At 35.9% G+C, this 16,748-nt stretch carries 15 protein-coding genes; 8 read left to right on the top strand and 7 right to left on the bottom strand.

What is annotated here, in order from left to right:
- Window positions 1-6: 6 nt before the first annotated feature.
- Both T323_RS0108805 and T323_RS0108800 read right to left on the bottom strand, forming a co-directional pair.
- On the bottom strand, window positions 7-810 hold the full coding sequence (locus T323_RS0108805; RefSeq protein ID WP_035178230.1) for an inositol monophosphatase family protein: 804 nt from the start codon (window positions 808-810) through the stop codon (window positions 7-9).
- Between the two features lie 304 nt (window positions 811-1,114).
- Window positions 1,115-1,843 carry a GntR family transcriptional regulator gene (locus T323_RS0108800; RefSeq protein ID WP_035178228.1) on the bottom strand — a complete coding sequence of 243 codons (729 nt, stop codon included), beginning with the start codon at window positions 1,841-1,843 and terminating at the stop codon, window positions 1,115-1,117.
- Window positions 1,844-2,091: 248 nt separating this feature from the next.
- Between T323_RS0108800 and T323_RS0108795 the strand changes: the two genes are divergently transcribed.
- From T323_RS0108795 to T323_RS26405, 5 genes are all read left to right on the top strand, one after another.
- Entirely contained in the window at window positions 2,092-3,045 is a 954-nt protein-coding gene (locus T323_RS0108795; protein WP_084309210.1) for an ABC transporter permease, read from the top strand.
- The gene (locus tag T323_RS0108790; RefSeq protein ID WP_026672945.1) at window positions 3,045-3,911 is read left to right on the top strand and encodes a carbohydrate ABC transporter permease; all 867 of its coding nucleotides are present in this window, start codon (window positions 3,045-3,047) and stop codon (window positions 3,909-3,911) included. Before T323_RS0108795 ends, T323_RS0108790 begins: the two co-directional genes overlap by 1 nt.
- Window positions 3,912-4,016: 105 nt before the next feature.
- Window positions 4,017-5,582, top strand: coding sequence for an extracellular solute-binding protein (locus tag T323_RS0108785; protein WP_169737885.1), 1,566 nt, complete (start codon window positions 4,017-4,019; stop codon window positions 5,580-5,582).
- Window positions 5,583-5,596: 14 nt separating this feature from the next.
- Window positions 5,597-6,349 carry a PHP domain-containing protein gene (locus tag T323_RS0108780; RefSeq protein WP_026672943.1) on the top strand — a complete coding sequence of 251 codons (753 nt, stop codon included), beginning with the start codon at window positions 5,597-5,599 and terminating at the stop codon, window positions 6,347-6,349.
- A gap of 1 nt (window position 6,350) precedes the next feature.
- Window positions 6,351-7,745 (top strand): sulfatase family protein, encoded by a 1,395-nt coding sequence (locus tag T323_RS26405; RefSeq protein ID WP_051556459.1) that lies wholly within the window; start codon window positions 6,351-6,353, stop codon window positions 7,743-7,745.
- Between the two features lie 164 nt (window positions 7,746-7,909).
- Here T323_RS26405 and T323_RS0108770 read toward each other — a convergent pair whose 3' ends face one another.
- Window positions 7,910-8,395 carry a hypothetical protein gene (locus T323_RS0108770; RefSeq protein WP_026672942.1) on the bottom strand — a complete coding sequence of 162 codons (486 nt, stop codon included), beginning with the start codon at window positions 8,393-8,395 and terminating at the stop codon, window positions 7,910-7,912.
- 91 nt (window positions 8,396-8,486) lie between these two features.
- Between T323_RS0108770 and T323_RS0108765 the strand changes: the two genes are divergently transcribed.
- From T323_RS0108765 to T323_RS0108755, 3 genes are all read left to right on the top strand, one after another.
- The gene (locus T323_RS0108765) at window positions 8,487-9,071 is read left to right on the top strand and encodes a vWA domain-containing protein (RefSeq protein ID WP_026672941.1); all 585 of its coding nucleotides are present in this window, start codon (window positions 8,487-8,489) and stop codon (window positions 9,069-9,071) included.
- 357 nt (window positions 9,072-9,428) lie between these two features.
- The gene (locus tag T323_RS0108760; RefSeq protein ID WP_026672940.1) at window positions 9,429-9,899 is read left to right on the top strand and encodes a hypothetical protein; all 471 of its coding nucleotides are present in this window, start codon (window positions 9,429-9,431) and stop codon (window positions 9,897-9,899) included.
- A gap of 543 nt (window positions 9,900-10,442) precedes the next feature.
- Window positions 10,443-10,913: a hypothetical protein gene (locus T323_RS0108755; RefSeq protein ID WP_026672939.1), complete on the top strand. Its 471-nt coding sequence runs from the start codon at window positions 10,443-10,445 to the stop codon at window positions 10,911-10,913.
- A 259-nt stretch (window positions 10,914-11,172) separates the two neighbouring features.
- Here the strand turns inward: T323_RS0108755 and T323_RS0108750 are convergent, their stop codons facing one another.
- The 4 genes from T323_RS0108750 to T323_RS26400 all read right to left on the bottom strand — a co-directional run bounded on the left by T323_RS0108750 (window position 11,173) and on the right by T323_RS26400 (window position 16,691).
- Window positions 11,173-12,531: a cytochrome P450 gene (locus T323_RS0108750; protein ID WP_026672938.1), complete on the bottom strand. Its 1,359-nt coding sequence runs from the start codon at window positions 12,529-12,531 to the stop codon at window positions 11,173-11,175.
- 306 nt (window positions 12,532-12,837) lie between these two features.
- Window positions 12,838-14,055, bottom strand: coding sequence for a Ger(x)C family spore germination protein (locus T323_RS0108745; protein ID WP_026672937.1), 1,218 nt, complete (start codon window positions 14,053-14,055; stop codon window positions 12,838-12,840).
- Window positions 14,021-15,145: a GerAB/ArcD/ProY family transporter gene (locus tag T323_RS0108740; protein WP_026672936.1), complete on the bottom strand. Its 1,125-nt coding sequence runs from the start codon at window positions 15,143-15,145 to the stop codon at window positions 14,021-14,023. The genes T323_RS0108745 and T323_RS0108740 overlap by 35 nt, the downstream gene beginning before the upstream one ends.
- A gap of 1 nt (window position 15,146) precedes the next feature.
- Window positions 15,147-16,691 carry a spore germination protein gene (locus T323_RS26400; RefSeq protein WP_245613703.1) on the bottom strand — a complete coding sequence of 515 codons (1,545 nt, stop codon included), beginning with the start codon at window positions 16,689-16,691 and terminating at the stop codon, window positions 15,147-15,149.
- Window positions 16,692-16,748 lie beyond the last annotated feature (57 nt).

Raw genomic sequence — 16,748 nt, 5'->3', positions numbered from 1 at the left:
GGAAGACTATAAATAGGTAAGGGCTTCGCTATGAATATATCTGTTTGTTGCCACGATTTCAGCACGGTTTAATAGAGAGTGTGTGCGACCAGAAAAATCACTACATATTCCACCTGCTTCTTGGACAAGAAGAATTCCTGCTGCTTTATCCCAAGGCTTTAATCCTTTATACCACATGCCATCGATTTTTCCTGAAGCTACATAGGCAAAGTCAAGACATGCAGAACCAGAGATACGGAGAGAACGGCATGTACCAATTTGTTTTTCGATACGAGGAAGAATTGTTTCTTTATCGTTCCAGTCTGTATCGGTAAATCCAAAAGATAGTAAACTATTTTTATAATCAAAGGTAGAAGAACAGCTGATTAAATTATTGTTTAAAAAAGCACCTTGGCCTTTAATAGCTACATAAATATCATTTACTATGATGTCATATATAATGCCTATTAAAATATCTTGTCCATATGTCAGTGCTATTGAAATGGAAAAGTGAGGGAAGCCATGAATAAAATTTGTTGTTCCATCAATAGGGTCAACGATCCATGTGAATTGATTGGAAGAAGGTTCACTGTTTTGTTGAGAAATCGCTTCTTCTGTAATAAACTCGTGCGTTGGAAAATGTTGTTTGAGGCGAGTGGTAATAAACTGGTCAATTTCTTTATCAACACTTGTCACTAAATCTGTTTCGCTCGCTTTTTCGAAAACGTTAAATCTATTTTCTTGTATGCGATATTGAATTAAGTGGCTTGCTTTTAAAATGGTAGACTTCGCAACGGATAAATAATAGTCAAGCTCTAGTAAAGTTTGCATCAAAGTTTCTCTCCTTACGGGTGTTGAAATGTAATTAACCTCTAGACATCTAATAATTACATGCATTTTATCATTGTTAGAAAAATTTCGTAAGGAGAGAGGAATCGATAAAAAGTGAAAAGTGGATATAAACATTTATAAAGCAAGGGTTATAGGGTTATGTTAAATTTTTGTAAAAGTAGTATTACAGAGTATTCACAATAATAGTTTCGATAAAAATGTAAAAAATGAATAGAAGATGTCTATACAACAAAAGAGAGTTTAAGGATGTTATTTTTCCTAAACTCTCTTTTCGTATGGTGATTTATCGTGTACGTCTTACTCGGAATTTAAAAATGTCATTTCGTAAATAATCGTAACTAAACATGACGGGACGATTGAGCTCATCATAATGGAGTTGTTTTAATAACATAACGGTCGTTTGAGGGTGAATGAGTAATTTTTGACAATAACGATCGATATGAAGAGGAACTTCTAATTCGGTATCACTACGCATGAATTTAATATTACATTCCTTTTCAAGAAAAAGAGTTAATGAACCAGTAAGTTCTTTTTGTTCAAATGTGTCACCGACAATACTTTTTGGCATGATATTTAAAGAACAAACGACAGGTTCTCCATTGGCGGTTCGAATCCTTTCATGATGAACAACAAGGTCACCTTCTTGAATGGATAAATACTCAGCCCATTCTTTTGTAGCGGGAACAATATCAAAAAATTCTTTTTGTTCTCCTTCAATGAGTCCAGCTAATTGGATGAGTTGTCCAATTCTTGTTAGCTTTTCTAAACTGTTTTCTATAAAAGGTAGCGGCGATGTAATAAATGTACCAACCCCGTGTTTGACATAAACACGACCTTCACTTTCGAGTAGCTTCACTGCTGAACGAAATGTCTCGCGGCTAACATTAAATTTCTTTGCCATTTGAATTTCTGAAGGGAATTTCTCCCCTACTTTCACTTCTCCATTATCAATCATTTTCTCTATTTTTTCTTTAACAAGTTGGTAGCTTGGTTTTTCAGTTTGCACTTTCATTTAAACACCTCTAGACTTCTTATGTTGAATTGATTATAGCATTTTACATGTGTGGAAGAAATGTTTTTTTATGAAATGATTTAGTGTATAAAAGGTTAAAAGGCTTTATATTAGTATTTTCAATAGGTTAATTAACAAACTTGTAACAAAGTTTATCATTTTTTTACATTGATTCAATATTGTCTTAAAGAATATCTAGTAACATCAGTCACAGTAGATGTCTATACATCATCAAAGGGAGGTCACAGATGCAAAAGGAATCATCACTGAATATGAAACAATCTGTAAACATAAAAGAACAGTCAAAGATGAAGTTAGTAAAAAGAAGTATGCCATTATATTTCATGCTATTACCAGGGATACTCTACTTCCTCATTTTTAAATATGGTCCGATGTTTGGATTGTCTGTTGCTTTTATGAATTACGACCCGTTTAAAGGTTTTCTTCAAAGTGAATGGGTTGGACTAGCTCATTTTGAAAGACTATTTCAAGAACGAATGTTTTTAAAGTTGTTGTGGAATACGTTTGTTTTAAGTATTTATGATTTACTATTTTATTTTCCGGCTCCAATTATATTAGCACTGCTGTTAAATGAGGTCAGAGTTCGCTATTTTCGGACAACAATCCAAACGATTTTGTACACACCACATTTTGTGTCATGGGTCGTTATCGTAGGCATTACAGTCATGTTGTTCTCCACTCAGTCTGGTGGAATTAACAATCTATTAGCTGATTCAGGCTGGAATAGAATCGAACTAATGACTGACCCAACTTATTTTCGTCCTTTGTGGGTCATACATAATATTTGGAATGGCATGGGATGGGATGCGATTGTGTATTTAGCGGCAATGTCTTCTATTAATCCACAATTATATGAAGCAGCAAAGGTTGATGGGGCTTCAAGAGTTCAAATGATGTGGCATATTACGATACCTTCTATATTATATCTTGTCATTATTATGTTCATTTTAAGGCTGGCTGGATTTATGGATTTAAGTTTTACACATATTTATTTATTACAAAACCCTTTGAATCTAAGTGTTTCGGATGTGTTTGATACATATGTGTACCGTGCGGGGGTTATTGGTGGTCAGTTTAGTTATACAACGGCTGTTGGGCTCTTTAAATCAATGGTTGGATTAACGATGGTGATTATCGCAAACCAAATCACGAAAAAGTTAGGAAAAGAAGGGGTCTACTAATGAAACGATTTAAGCTAACAGAGGACCGCATGTTTGATATCGCCGTATATATCATTTTAACGCTTATTACTTTAGCTGTTTTACTTCCTATCTTATATGTGTACGGAAGCTCCATTGCCGACAGAAGTCAGTTTGTAACACGGGGATTTTTCATTATTCCAAGAGAAATAACCTTTGATGCGTACATTTATTTAATGAATAATGAAATTTTTGTGAGGTCTTTTAAAAATGCTGTTATTATTACTGTTTTTGGAACGGTAATTAATATGGTTTTTACGACGTTAATGGCTTATGCCTTATCGAAAGAATGGCTGCCTGGCCGTTCGTTTATCAATTTTTTAGTGTTGTTTTCCATGCTTTTTAGTGGTGGCATGATTCCACTTTACTTAATTGTAAATGGTCTTGGATTGCTCGATAGTTATTGGGCGCTTTGGTTAACAAGTGCAATCTCGCCATTTTATTTAATTGTCATGCGTGGGTTGTTTAAAAATATTCCACGGGAGCTTGAAGAGGCTGCCAGAATGGATGGGTGTGGGGAGTGGCGCTTGTTTTTTACGATTGCATTGCCATTAGCAAAACCAGCTTTGGCAACCTTTACGATATTTTACATTGTCGCCCACTGGAACTCTTATTTTGACGCCGTTTTATATTTGCACGACCAAAGTCGAATGCCATTACAAGTTATGCTGCGACGATTAATTATTCAAGATGAAGATTTATTAGGGAGTGAAACAGCTGATATTTTGTTTAGCCCAGCTGTTCCGATGGCTGCCATCGTCATTACAATTACTCCATTGCTCATTATCTTTCCGTTTTTTCAAAAATATTTCAATAAAGGCTTTCTACTAGGCTCTGTTAAAGACTAGTATTCCATGGAGGGAGAGGGTAAAAAACAAATGATGTAGTGTAGGAATGTTGAGTTGAGTATGTGGTGTGGAGAAAAAAATAAAAACGTTGTGGAGGGAATTGAAATGAAAAAGTTTGGTTTTATAAATGTGGTGCTGTTCTTTTTAGTTTTAGCTTTTACAAGTGGCTGTGCTCAACAAGAAGAAGCGAGTAGTGAAAAAACGGAACGAGACACAAAAATAGAAAGCGAAGGCAACAACGATAGTTTCGAGCCTTATAATTTTGAGGAGCATTTAACGATTTCAATGTTAACAACAGGTTCTCCTATTCCATATGAGGATAATCCTGTCTTTGAATTAATTGAGGATAAGTTTAATGTGACATTTGATATTCAATATTATGACCGTGGAGATTTTGAAGAGTATTTAAGTACATTAGCAGCAAGCGGAAACTTACCTGATATATGGCGTTTTGGACATAATGACCCACGGATGTTTTCTGACTGGGCCGAGAGAGGCGCTTATTACGATGTAAAGCCATTGCTTCAATACCATCCTGACTTAGAAGCAGAATACCCAACATGGGCGTGGGAAATTTTAAATCCATCTGGTCACTATTACGGTGTACCTGAATACCGTTTGCAAACGAGAAATATGTTAGCCATTCGTCAAGATTGGTTGGATACTCTCGGATTAGATGTTCCTGATACGATTGACGAGTTTTATGAAGTGGCCCATGCTTTTACACACCAAGACCCGAACGGAACAGGAAAAAATGATACGATTGGTTTTTCAGCAATGGGTCTTTTTTCAGAAGATGGAACAGCTTGGCGTGGTGGGGCTTTTGGCTTAGCGCGTGAGTGGAAAGATATCGATGGAGAACTTGTCCCATATCAAGCCCAACTAGATGAATTAACAGAATATATTTCTTTTATGAGAAAGGCTTACGAAGAAGGAGTACTTGATAAAGACTTCATGCTACATACAGATTGGCGCGATGCCAATGAAAGATTAAGTAATGGCATTGCAGGAATTGAGTATGTGAATCCAAACAGTGTTCATGAAAAAGAAGCTGTTGATGTAAAAGAACATGATCCAAACGCAGAATTAACATTTTTCCCACCGCCAGCAGGTCCAGATGGGAGTCGAACAACACCAACCCGTTCTAGTTTTTTCAAAAAGGTCATCAATGCCAATGTGAGTAAAGAAAAGGCTCATCGTATTCTAGCGATATATGAATGGAACATTACAGATGGTTATGAGATTACACGCCATGGAATAGAAGGTATTCATTATACTGTTCATGAAGATGGGACGGTAGAAAAACTAGATGCATGGGATGAGCATGAACCTGCCTCGATTGGGACGAATCTTATTCGTGGATGGAATGAACTTCATAGAGCATATTGGTGGTTAGGGGAAGAATTTGAGCAAACTCTTGCTGCTCATTATGAAATGAATGAAAAATATATATGGGAAGATGATAATCCAGCTTTAATTTCGGAAACGAATGTCAAAATCGGTGGTCAATTGGATGCTGAATTTGAGCAGATGATGACAGAAATCGTAGTCGGACGTAGAGGAATGGAAGATGTGGAGACTGCTGTAAACCGTTGGCTGAATGATGGAGGCCAAAAGATTATCGATGAAATGAACGAATTATATGAAGAATATAAAGCAACACGGTCTTAAGGAGGAGTATAGGAATGAACATAGATTTTCACACACATGGAAAATTAAGCAAAAAGGCAGAGTTTACGTTGGAGGGGTTCCAAGAGCATATTCAAATGGCAAAAGAGAATCGCTTAGATGCTATTGCCTTAACTGAACATTTTAACACAACTAATTTTGAAGTTATCTATGACACTCTAGATCAGCACTATCCATATATAGAAGATTATTATGTAGTTGAAGGTGTAAAAGTGTTCCCAGGTATTGAAGTCGATATTTCAGAAGTTGGTCATATATTACTAATAGGGACGAGAGCTGACATTTTAGATATTAATGAGAAGTTGTCTGCACATCGTTTGAAAGAAAACTTTATTTCTTTTGCTAGTTTACTAGAGCTAGCTGACCAATATGAGCTTTTAAAAATTGGTGCACATCCATTTAGAGAGTCTAAGAAATTATCTCATCTTCCTAAAGAACAATTGATGCAATTAGACGCGCTGGATTTAAATGCTACCGATTTATATCATCAAGGTTTAAAAATGAAAGATGAATTGTTTCAATATGCTTATTCACTCGAGCTTCCTGTTGTTGCTGGAAGTGATACGCATCAATGTCTTCAATTCGGGAGTATTTATAATGAATTTAAAGAAGAAGCCAATACGATTGCTGAATTAAAGCAAGTAATCGCACGAAAAAAATATGACATCGAAATTTCACCTTGTTTACAAGTGAAAGTGCAAGGGGCAAGAATGCTAAAGAAAAAGATGAAAGCGGTGATGGCTGTATAAAATGAAAAAGCAGCAACCAAATATTCTACTTATTATGTTCGATCAATTACGAGCAGACTCAATCGGATGCGCACAGAATTCCTCTGTGCGTACTCCGAACATTGACAAGTTAGCGAAACAAGGTATTCGATTTACCCAAGCCATATGCAATAGTCCAACATGTGTACCAAGTCGTGCATCAGTAATGAGTGGAAAGTATCCGCATCGATTAGGGGTGTTAAATAATCATTTTCACTTTCCAAAAGATGAAAAAACGTATATGCAAGCATTACGAAGAGCGGGTTATCAGGTGGCAGGGATAGGCAAGCTAGAGCTTCACAAACCAGATCAACAATACGGAAAAAACGGGGATGCCCCGATAAACTATCATTTAGGATATACGATGCCATTTGAAACGGAAGGGAAGATGTCTTCTGCTAAGTCAAGGTCAGGCTCGTTTCCTATTCATGAACATGAACTAGTTGGTTCGTATCAACATTATTTATTTGAACGAGGGAAATTAGAAGAGTATATGGTTGATTATCAACATCGAGATAAGCAACCTGTTTGGTATTCAGCCCCGTCAGTTCTTGAGGAAGATGATGTGGCAGATGCGTTTATTGGACAAAAAGCATGTGAATTTATTGATAATGTATCAACAGAATATCCATGGTTTTGTTCGGTCAATTTTTTAAGTCCTCATGATCCGTGGGATGCTCCTATGTCCTATTATGAATTGTATGATGAAACGATATTTCCACCTTCAATAAAAGCGAAGAATACAGGAAAACCGGATTGGATAAAAAAAAGACAAGAAAAGCATTTAAAAGGCATGACAGATAATAATGTGGTTGAAGTGAAAAAGCATTATGCAGGGATGATCACTCATTTAGATCATTGGGTAGGGAAGCTGTTGCAGTGTTTGAAGAACAGAGACTTAGATAAAAATACAATTGTCATTTTTACATCCGATCATGGGGAAATGTTAGGGGATCATGGGTTGTTTCAAAAGCAAGTGATGTATGAAAGTTCAATTAGAGTACCGCTCATTATTTCAGACCCAACAGCGACAACCTGGAATGGTGCCCTTTATGAAGGATTAGTTGAACTTGTTGACCTTTATCCAACGATATTGGATATGGCAGGGGTCTACTATGAGCAAGATAAGCTAGATGGAAAGTCGCTCTATCCTTTATTAGTTGAGAAGGAAAGGCACCATAAAGACTATCAATATTGTGAGTGGGAAAATTGTTGGATGATACGAAATGAAAATTACAAACTCATTTTCAATTATAATGACAGCCATGAATTGTACAATTTACTTGAAGACCCAAATGAAGAACAGAATATCATTGAAGAGTATCCACAAATCGCAAAGGAATATTATGACATGGCAAACCGAATAAAAGAACGATAACTAAAAAAGAGAAGCGAGTTTAATCAGAAGCAGGGAGATTAAGCTTGCTTTTTTTACATATAAAAAAGATTTTGTTATAGCAGTGAAGTTTTGAAAGCTTATTCTAGAAAAGCAGGCAGGTCTTCGCCCATCGCTTGAAAGAAAAGACGCTCACGCATTTTTCTTTATTCAACTAACAGCTTTTCTTCAAAATGATCCAATGCTTCATTAATAAGGAGAATGTCATACATTTTGTTTTCGATAAAATATTGAACAATTAAATCAAATGTTTCACTTTGTGACAGTGAATACCCAGCCGAATTTAATAAATCTTCTGTTTCATCAATTTGTAATTCAAGTGCTATGGCTAAGGTGAGTATCGTGTTTTTCTTTGGACGATACCGAGGTTCATTTTTTATTTTGGAAAAATGTCTGCGGTCAAGACCAGCTTTTTTATAAATTTCAGCATCAGTTTTTCCTTTTTTATCAATATAGGTAAACAGAACGTTTTTTAGTGTAGGTTTTCGTTTTGTTTTTATAAACGACTTTAAGTCTGTCGTATTGAGCATTTCTGAAACGATAAATTCAGATTCAAGCGGTGCAAACGATTTAATTTGAAGATGTAAGTCTAGATACGATTGAATGTCTTCAAGTACTGTGGAATCAAGCATAATAGTCACCTCAAAATGTCGCTTTTCAAGCGACCATTTTCATCATCATTCTCGTTATGATTATACCATGAATAACGAAAGGGTGATGAAAATGAATCAAACGACAGAAATCATTTTTTTACTTGACCGAAGTGGGTCAATGTCAGGGTTAGAAGAAGATACGATAGGTGGATTTAATACATTAGTAAAAAAACAAAGCGAAGAAGAAGGAAGAACCGTTGTAACAGCCGTTCTTTTTGACAATAATTATGAAATGCTATGGGATGGAGTGGAAGCAGACACGGCAGTATTAACAAAAGACAATTACTTTGTTAGAGGTAGTACCGCTTTACTAGATGCCATCGGTAGAACAATTACAACCGTTTCCACAAGAATAAACAATACAGAAAAAGAAAACCGTCCAAATAAAGTTTTATTTGTTATTACAACAGATGGCTATGAAAATGCGAGCCAGGAATATTCCTATAAAAAGGTAAAAAAATTAATCAAAAAACACGAAGACAAACATCAATGGGAGTTTTTATTCATTGGAGCTAATCTTGATGTTGCCAAAGAGGCGACTAGCTTAGGAATAAGCGTAGAGGATGCGATAATCTTCGATGCGACAAGTTCAGGTGTTGAAAAAATGTATAGTCAAGTTAGTGAAGAATTGGTGCGGAGAAGACAGTTTAAGTAAGGTGCAAAAAGAAGAGAGCCACACGTCCTAGACTCCTAGACGTGTGGTTTTTGAGTTGGATTGGACGGGGGTGAATATATTGGACATTTTGTTGTTTATATTTAAGGAAATAAATCATTTTTACTGGATTTCCCAAGTTAACCGAACGAATGTCCGACCTGAATAGGTAAAATTTCCTGAATACCACTCAATATAAAGCAGTGTTTTTGTGTGAAAATATTCACTTTTGCCAACAAGAGCGCTATAATGTCAAAGGACTTATTTCCATTATAGGAATGATTAAAGTTTTAAAAAAATAAAGTAAGCATGTGGATTTGAATGATATTTTAGACATGATAAGGAGATGAATAAGCAAAAATGAACGAAGGTTATGAAACACCACGAGAGCCATATCGTACGGAATGGCAAGAAGTAGAAGAAAAGAAGCATTCTGTTTTAGGAATCCTTTCGACGAGTCTAGCAGGGTTTATGTTATTTGGTTCATTGATCGCTCTAGGATTACTAACATCAGCAGTTGGAGATTATGTTACATTGTCTGAAGAAACTTCATATTCTTATGAGGAGATAATAAACATGGTTTTATTGGATGGAATTACTCAGGAACAAGTGGAAATGTTTGAAATGGCCGATATGAAATTTGGATTTTCAGTGTTCTTTGCTTTTCTTTTAGGATTCGGATATTTAGCTGGGTTAGTTTTGGGGATTATTGGTGTATGTAAAAGAGAGCATAAAAAAATATATCCGATTATCGGGCTAGTAGTAAATGTAGTTCTTCCTATTTTGTTTTTTATCGTAGCATATAATAATTTTTTTGCCCCATTGATGTAAGTTAAAGGGTAGTGTAACTAAGGAAGAAGTATCAGACATTTTTCCGATTATTTGCTTGAAGCATTTGAGGATGCTACGGAGACTGGGAGGTTACCTATAAATTGTGCATTTTTCAAAATGCATACAGGCATCTCGAAAACACAAGTTTCCAAGTGGAATATGTAAAAAATGTATCCATTTTTTACATGAAAATCTAATGAATTGTTGAAATGTGTATGTGAATTAATATATTTAAGAGTTAATAGAGACCCTGTATGGGCCCGTTATTATCCATAATTCAAGCGAAACCTTGAAAATGCGTTGATATAACGAACGCATGACTGAGCACGATGAAAATGAATTATTAAAAAATAGGAAATCTTCCTAAAGTCACTCAATATAAACCAGTGTTTTTGTGGAAAAATATTCACTTTTCCAAACAAGAGCGCTATAATGTCAAAGGACTTATTTCAAAAAAAAAAACGATTAATGTTTTTTCATTTTTTTTAATAAAATAGAAATGCAGATGTGAATGAAATTCAGACACGACAAGGAGAGGGAAAAATGAACGAAGATTATCAAACACCAAGAGGACCGTATCATACGGAATGGCAAGAAGTAGCAGAAAAGAAACATTCAGTTTTAGGGATCATTTCTACGATTCTAGCGGGGGTTATGTTTTTAGGTTCAGTGCTCTCTATAATATTGTTGGTGTCAGCTGTTGGCGATTATGTTGCATTGTCTGAAGAAACTCCATATACATATGATCAGTTAACAGACATGCTTGTTATCGACGGAGTCACACAAGAACAAGCTGATACATTTGGAGCGGCCGATTTGAAATTTGGATTATCAGTTATCCTTGCCTTTGTTTTAGGGGTGGGTTACTTAGCTGGATTAATTTTAGGGATAATTGGTGTATGCAATGCGAATTATAAAAGATTATATTCGATTCTTGGGCTAGTTGGGAATGCAGTCCTCCCTGTATTCTTCTTTATCGTAGCAATTATAATATTTTCGGCCCCACTGATGTAAGGTGTAGATAGGACATTGCTAAGGAAGCTCGTATCGGACGGTGGTTCCGTTATTAGCTTGAATTATGAGCATTAGAGATTGCTATCGGACACTAGTTCCGTTACTAGCCAAAAAATCAGGCGAAACCATGATAATGTGTTGATATAACGGAACGTATGTCCGATAGCATTGGAAAATCAACGGTTTTGATTAAAATAACGGAACAAATGTCCGAACGAGAAACCGAGAAGCTCATTTTACAAGAGCTTCTCGGTTTTTTTTATGATAACCTTGTAATCTTCACCTTTACACCATTTTTCGGTCGTAATGTAATCGCAGGTTCAATTTGAACTTCTTCTTTTGATGATAGCGACACATCAAACTGCTGAACGATTGTTCCTAAAATAATTTTTGCTTCGGTTAATGCAAAGTGATTTCCGATACAAATGCGAGGACCACCACCAAAGGGAAAGTAAACGGTGTTCGGCAATGATTTTTCAAAATCACCTTCCCAACGGTCAGGTTCGAAGGAATGGGGATTGTCAAAATAATCAGGGTGCCGGTGCATCGCCCATTGGCTTAATGCTAAATCAGTTCCTTTTGGAATGTGATACCCATTTAATTCAACATCTTGCATTGGCCCGCGAGAAATCCACCATACTGCTGGATAAAGTCTCATCACTTCTTTTAACACATTATCCATATAGGAAAGTTCACTAATGTTTTCCATTGAAAGTGGCGCATCTCCGACTTTTTCCTTTACTTCTTTACGAAGCTGTTCTAGAATATCTGGATGTTGTCCTAATAAGTAAAAGGCCCATGTTAATGTGTTAGCAGTAGTTTCATGACCAGCTAGGAAAAACGTCATCATTTCATCCCGTAGCTGTTCGTTTGTCATGCGGTCACCATTCTCTTCTACATTCATCAAAATGGAAAGTAAATCATGGCGTCCATCTAAATTAGTTTGGCGACGATGTTCAATCATTTCATAAATCGTTTGATCAAGACGATTTACAGCTTCTTGTAGTCGTTTGTCCCCAGCTGTTTTTACATGGCTGAGCTTCAGCAGACCTAGGACCATTTTTGTAACACTTGTCATTTGTTTGTTATATTCGTTTTGAACGGTTTCCATCGACTCGCTAATTTCGTTGCTATCATCATGATCATTTGTGTCATAGTCAAACAAAGTTTTGGCGACAATACGCATAGTTACAGCCATTAGTTCTGCATGGATGTCAATTTCACCATTTTCCCACGCATGCACCATTTGTTGCGCATGGTCACTCATTGTCTCTGTATAGGTTTTAATTTCGTCCATTCTAAACAAAGGTTGAGTCAAACGTCGTTGTTTTTTCCAAAAATCACCTTCACTTGTCACAAGACCATTTCCTAACACTAAATGTAAGATAGGATCACGATAGTAGCCTTTTGTAAAAAGTTTATTTGTATTTTTTAATACAAAATCAATGTCTTTTGGATCGGTTAATAAAAATGTGTCACGGTTTTGCTCAACTTTCAGACGAATGACATTGTCGTATTTCTCCACGCACTCTGTTACAAACTGTAAAGGGTCTTTTCCGAATTGAAGTAAGTTCCCGGCAAACGGAAGTCGCGCTGGACCAGCTGGAAGCTTTGTCATCTCACCATCTCCTCAAACATTGTCTTTTTTATTTATAAGCTTTATTCCCTTAAACGTATGATTTTAAAAGCAAAATAAGAATGAGAGGATTGGCTCGATCTGAAGATTTAATAAAAGATAATTATCTATTCGTATAAAGCCATATAGGTAATGTTAGTATAGGGATGATGAGGACATATAAGAATAGTACAGCCCCTATTCCTTTATGATGTTTACGTAACCATAACGAGTACATCACCGTATAGTAACTGGTGAAAATACATATGAGTAGTAAAATCCAATACATTTTTTTTGTCCTTTCCTTATCTATTTATTTAGAGGACTTAACTGTTTTCCAAAGCCCTTAATATTGACTTCCACTGAGACATTTACCTCTGCACTTGGATATTTACTCATCCAATCATAATTTGAATATTGTTGTATCGTAAAAAAATTCTTTCTAGCAATTAATGACCAGTGGAATGGGTCAGCTTTAAATTGTTCTTGTGTTTTCTTTATAAAATGGTCAGCAGAAATTTTAATTTGATTTTCAATACTGTTTTTGAGTTCCTCTTGTTTTCGTAAATCTTGAATATAATCGATCTCACTTTTTATAGCCAAAACCTCTAAACGAATGGGGAGGATAACTTCAATAATAGGATTATCTTGGTCGGTATTTATAGATATTTCAGGAGATTTTTCATTTAAGATTCGGACAGTAATATGTTTATCCTCTTCATTTGGATCTTGAAAAGTGGCAATCATAGAACCAACTTCAATATAAGGTCTGAGCATAAGAGAAAGTCTCGTTTCTTCTGCGGTAATTGAATCAATCATCTTTCCTTTTTTGATGACGGCTGCTCCGTAAGATTGAACAGGGTTTCCACCTTCTTTATTAATTTCTCCAGCTTTAAAGCGAGCTTCGTTGCCATCAGTCCCCTCTTCTTTTTCTGATGTACTATAAATAGCTAGGAAAAGTCCCTGATCCTCTTCAAGTCGGTGCAAAAAGTCATGCATCGTTGCTTCTGGTATGAAGCCACTTTCTTTCCATCGGTCTTTCATCATCTCAAAGTATTTATGTGGTCTTGTTTCTAAAGTTGGGTTATTAGCTCGAAGAAATGAAGAAGCTTTTTCTTTAGAAACAATAAAAGTTAATCTTCGGTCAAATTCTCGGTCCCGTATAGAAGGCTTAATAAAATCAACTAGTTGGTCTGAACGTGCTAATTCTTCACTGACAACTAATACTTTCATGTGTGTAAACACTACTTCTCTTGAAATGAAGGAATTCACCATATCACGAGCGACGATAAAATCAGGAGCAGTAATCGTAATAATTTCTGATGGGGGTTCATCTGTTGCACCTGCTGTTTGAGTCTCACCAGCTTCAGGGTTTGCGATTTGAAATGTAACATCCATATGCTCGTTATCATCGTTTAAGTCAATTCCCATTGCAACAATATATCCGAATTCTTCAAGGTCCTGTCGATCCCAGCAGCCCATTAATATAACACTACTTAATAGTAAGGTTAGAATGATTTTTCGCATGAAAATACCCCTTTGCCTTTGAAACAATCCATAAAATAATCGGCAATCCCATTATAAATTGCCAGATAAATTGCAGAAGAATGATGTCTCGTAAAAAATACGTTGTATCTGTCGGGTTTTCTGGTAGTAGTCCAATTAATAAAGTTAAAGTCGCAAGAGGAAGTAATAAAGGCTTATAATCTTGAATGTTAAACATATAAGCAACAATTTTGACTGAAAACAATAGATAAAGGGCGAAGCGAAGAACACATGTAATAATCCAAAAACCAAGGAAAAGCCCTTCGTAACTAGTAATGATCGTTCCAACCTCTAACATTCTCGTTAGCTGTTGAAAAGGATATGCAATTTCCCTTACTGATGGATAATCGAACATCATAACAAAGTATGCATAAGTTACAGCCATTTCCATAACGACGAAAGCAAGGCCAAATAAGGAGGCCATCCGAAAATTTTTCTCCGTTCGAGTCGATGTGAAAAATAAAGCCAATAGTATAAATTCAAAGTAAATCGTTTGGTACGTGAAGGATTCTTTTACAATGACATCAAGCCCAGGACCAGCGATAGGAAATAGATGTTCAACCCGAATATCAAGAATGATAAATATAAACAGCAGGAACAATACAACTTTAATATAAGGTAAAATAAGCCAAGACGTTCTTCCGGTTGCTTCCAGACCTAGCTTTGCAATTGCAAAACTTCCCCCTATTAAAAATAAAAAAATAGCAATAATCGGCGTTTTAGGAAAAAACATTGTACTAATGATATTTACGGTTGTTCTTTCATTTAAAGCATTTGAAAATACGATGGCAGCCAGCATTATCAAACAAAATAAAAAACCAATATATTTTCCCATGATGGTGAACGTTAAATCGACTAAATGTTTATCTTTATGTTCTTTTAGTAATGAAAGTAAAAACAAAAGAGGGATGATAACAATTAGTCCCGAGAGGATTGGAATCATCCAAGTAGCATTCATTCCTGCTTCTATAAGGATCATGGGAGTACCATCGGAAAGCTTAATTCCTACCATAAGGGCTAGCATGGCGAATAATTCCCGGGTACCCAATTTTCCATCCGTTGGCTGAATCATGTTATCCTCCTTTTGCTTTAGTGTCATGTCTTTGCTGTTGCTCTGGCTTGACATAAAATGGTCTTAGCCATTGTTTCCAAACTGGTGGTCGGACAACAATATCCTTTGATGATGAAGAATGTGGAGCCATTGGAGCAAAGAAAGGAACTCCGAAAGAATTCGACTTACTTGCATAGGCTATAGCAAATATTATAAAGATACTTAACCCAACAAACCCTAAAGTTGCAGCAAAAAACAAACAAATAAATCTTGTTAGGCGAATAGTGAAATTCAAGTTAATATCTGGTATAGCAAAAGAGGCTAAGCCGGTAATGGCCACGATAATAACTAGAATGGGGCTAATGATCCCTGCTTCTACTGCGGCTTGTCCTAAAATGAGGGCTCCAACAATTCCGATTGTCGGTCCGATCGGTGTTGGGATACGTATGCCTGCCTCACGAATAAGTTCAAACGATATTTCCATCATGATCACTTCTACTATGACAGGAAAAGGTACCCGTTCTCTCGTAGCTGCAATCGCGAGAAGTAAATCAGTTGGAAACATCTCTATATGATAATTGGATATCGCTATATAAAGCGAGGGAATAAATAAAGCAATATAGAAGGACAGAAGCCGCACAATTCGAATAAAATTTCCAAATGCCCAACGATGATACGTATCTTCGGCTGTATGGAAAAAGCTCCAGAAAGTGATAGGTACGATTAAACAAGCCGGAGAATTGTCCATTATTAATACGACATGTCCTTCATTTAAAAAAGCCGCAGCTCTGTCAGGGCGCTCGGTATAAAGAATAGAAGGTAATATTGAATATGGTCTTTCTTCAATATGTTGTTCTAGAATAGCAACGCCTTGAACCATATCAACGTCAATTTGATTAATACGATCTCGAACATTTTCAATGATTTCATTATTAGCGATTGATTTAATGTACAGAAGTGAGACGGAAGAAATCGCCTTTTTCCCGACTGTAATCGTTTCAGTAATTAAGTCCTCATATCGTAATTGTTTTCGAATTAAAGAACGGTTTGTTGAAGCTGATTCAGTAAACCCATCCATTGGTCCTTTAATGACTTTTTCTGTTTGAGGTTGTTCAACAGAACGAATTTCAAATGCTGTTGTCTTTAGTAAAAGTGCGACAGGCATATTTTCAACAAATAACACAGCTTCTCCATTAAGTAGACTATTGACGATTGTTGAATATTGACCGGTTTTCGTTATATGTTTTACGGATAAAACTTTTTCCGCTAAAGTAGTGGAGAGGTCTAACTCAAATTGATAAGAACCAGAGTATTGCTGTAATGGTTGAATAATATGAAATTCAATTTCACTGTAATCGACCATACCATCAATATAGAATAAAGTTGTTTCTCTGTTTAAAGCATGAATAAACAGTGTTCTACAATTGAAATCCGTATTTTTAGGATATGAAAACGAGTTTTTTAATTGTCTAATGGATTGTTGATAGAAAGTTTCATTATGTTCTGGTGTGAATACTTCATGATGTCCTTTTTTTATATGATTGATTTTATTAAGTCGTCGTCTCAACAATAAGACACCCCCATCCTACCATGACAAACTAATTTTTCCTCATTAAGCAAAATT

The organism is Alkalihalobacillus bogoriensis ATCC BAA-922 (assembly GCF_000621445.1).
Lineage (GTDB): Bacteria > Bacillota > Bacilli > Bacillales > Bacillaceae_F > Bacillus_AO > Bacillus_AO bogoriense.
This window is presented reverse-complemented; position numbering and strand designations above follow the sequence as displayed.

Coding starts and splice junctions, on each gene's coding strand:
- T323_RS0108750 (WP_026672938.1), bottom strand. CDS start 12,531: ATGACAAAGCTTCCAGCTGGTCCAGCGCGACTTCCGTTTGCCGGGAAC.
- T323_RS0108790 (WP_026672945.1), top strand. CDS start 3,045: ATGAAACGATTTAAGCTAACAGAGGACCGCATGTTTGATATCGCCGTA.
- T323_RS0108800 (WP_035178228.1), bottom strand. CDS start 1,843: ATGAAAGTGCAAACTGAAAAACCAAGCTACCAACTTGTTAAAGAAAAA.
- T323_RS0108785 (WP_169737885.1), top strand. CDS start 4,017: ATGAAAAAGTTTGGTTTTATAAATGTGGTGCTGTTCTTTTTAGTTTTA.
- T323_RS0108780 (WP_026672943.1), top strand. CDS start 5,597: ATGAACATAGATTTTCACACACATGGAAAATTAAGCAAAAAGGCAGAG.
- T323_RS26405 (WP_051556459.1), top strand. CDS start 6,351: ATGAAAAAGCAGCAACCAAATATTCTACTTATTATGTTCGATCAATTA.
- T323_RS0108795 (WP_084309210.1), top strand. CDS start 2,092: ATGCAAAAGGAATCATCACTGAATATGAAACAATCTGTAAACATAAAA.
- T323_RS0108765 (WP_026672941.1), top strand. CDS start 8,487: ATGAATCAAACGACAGAAATCATTTTTTTACTTGACCGAAGTGGGTCA.
- T323_RS0108740 (WP_026672936.1), bottom strand. CDS start 15,145: ATGATTCAGCCAACGGATGGAAAATTGGGTACCCGGGAATTATTCGCC.
- T323_RS0108755 (WP_026672939.1), top strand. CDS start 10,443: ATGAACGAAGATTATCAAACACCAAGAGGACCGTATCATACGGAATGG.
- T323_RS0108745 (WP_026672937.1), bottom strand. CDS start 14,055: ATGCGAAAAATCATTCTAACCTTACTATTAAGTAGTGTTATATTAATG.
- T323_RS0108770 (WP_026672942.1), bottom strand. CDS start 8,395: ATGCTTGATTCCACAGTACTTGAAGACATTCAATCGTATCTAGACTTA.
- T323_RS0108805 (WP_035178230.1), bottom strand. CDS start 810: ATGCAAACTTTACTAGAGCTTGACTATTATTTATCCGTTGCGAAGTCT.
- T323_RS0108760 (WP_026672940.1), top strand. CDS start 9,429: ATGAACGAAGGTTATGAAACACCACGAGAGCCATATCGTACGGAATGG.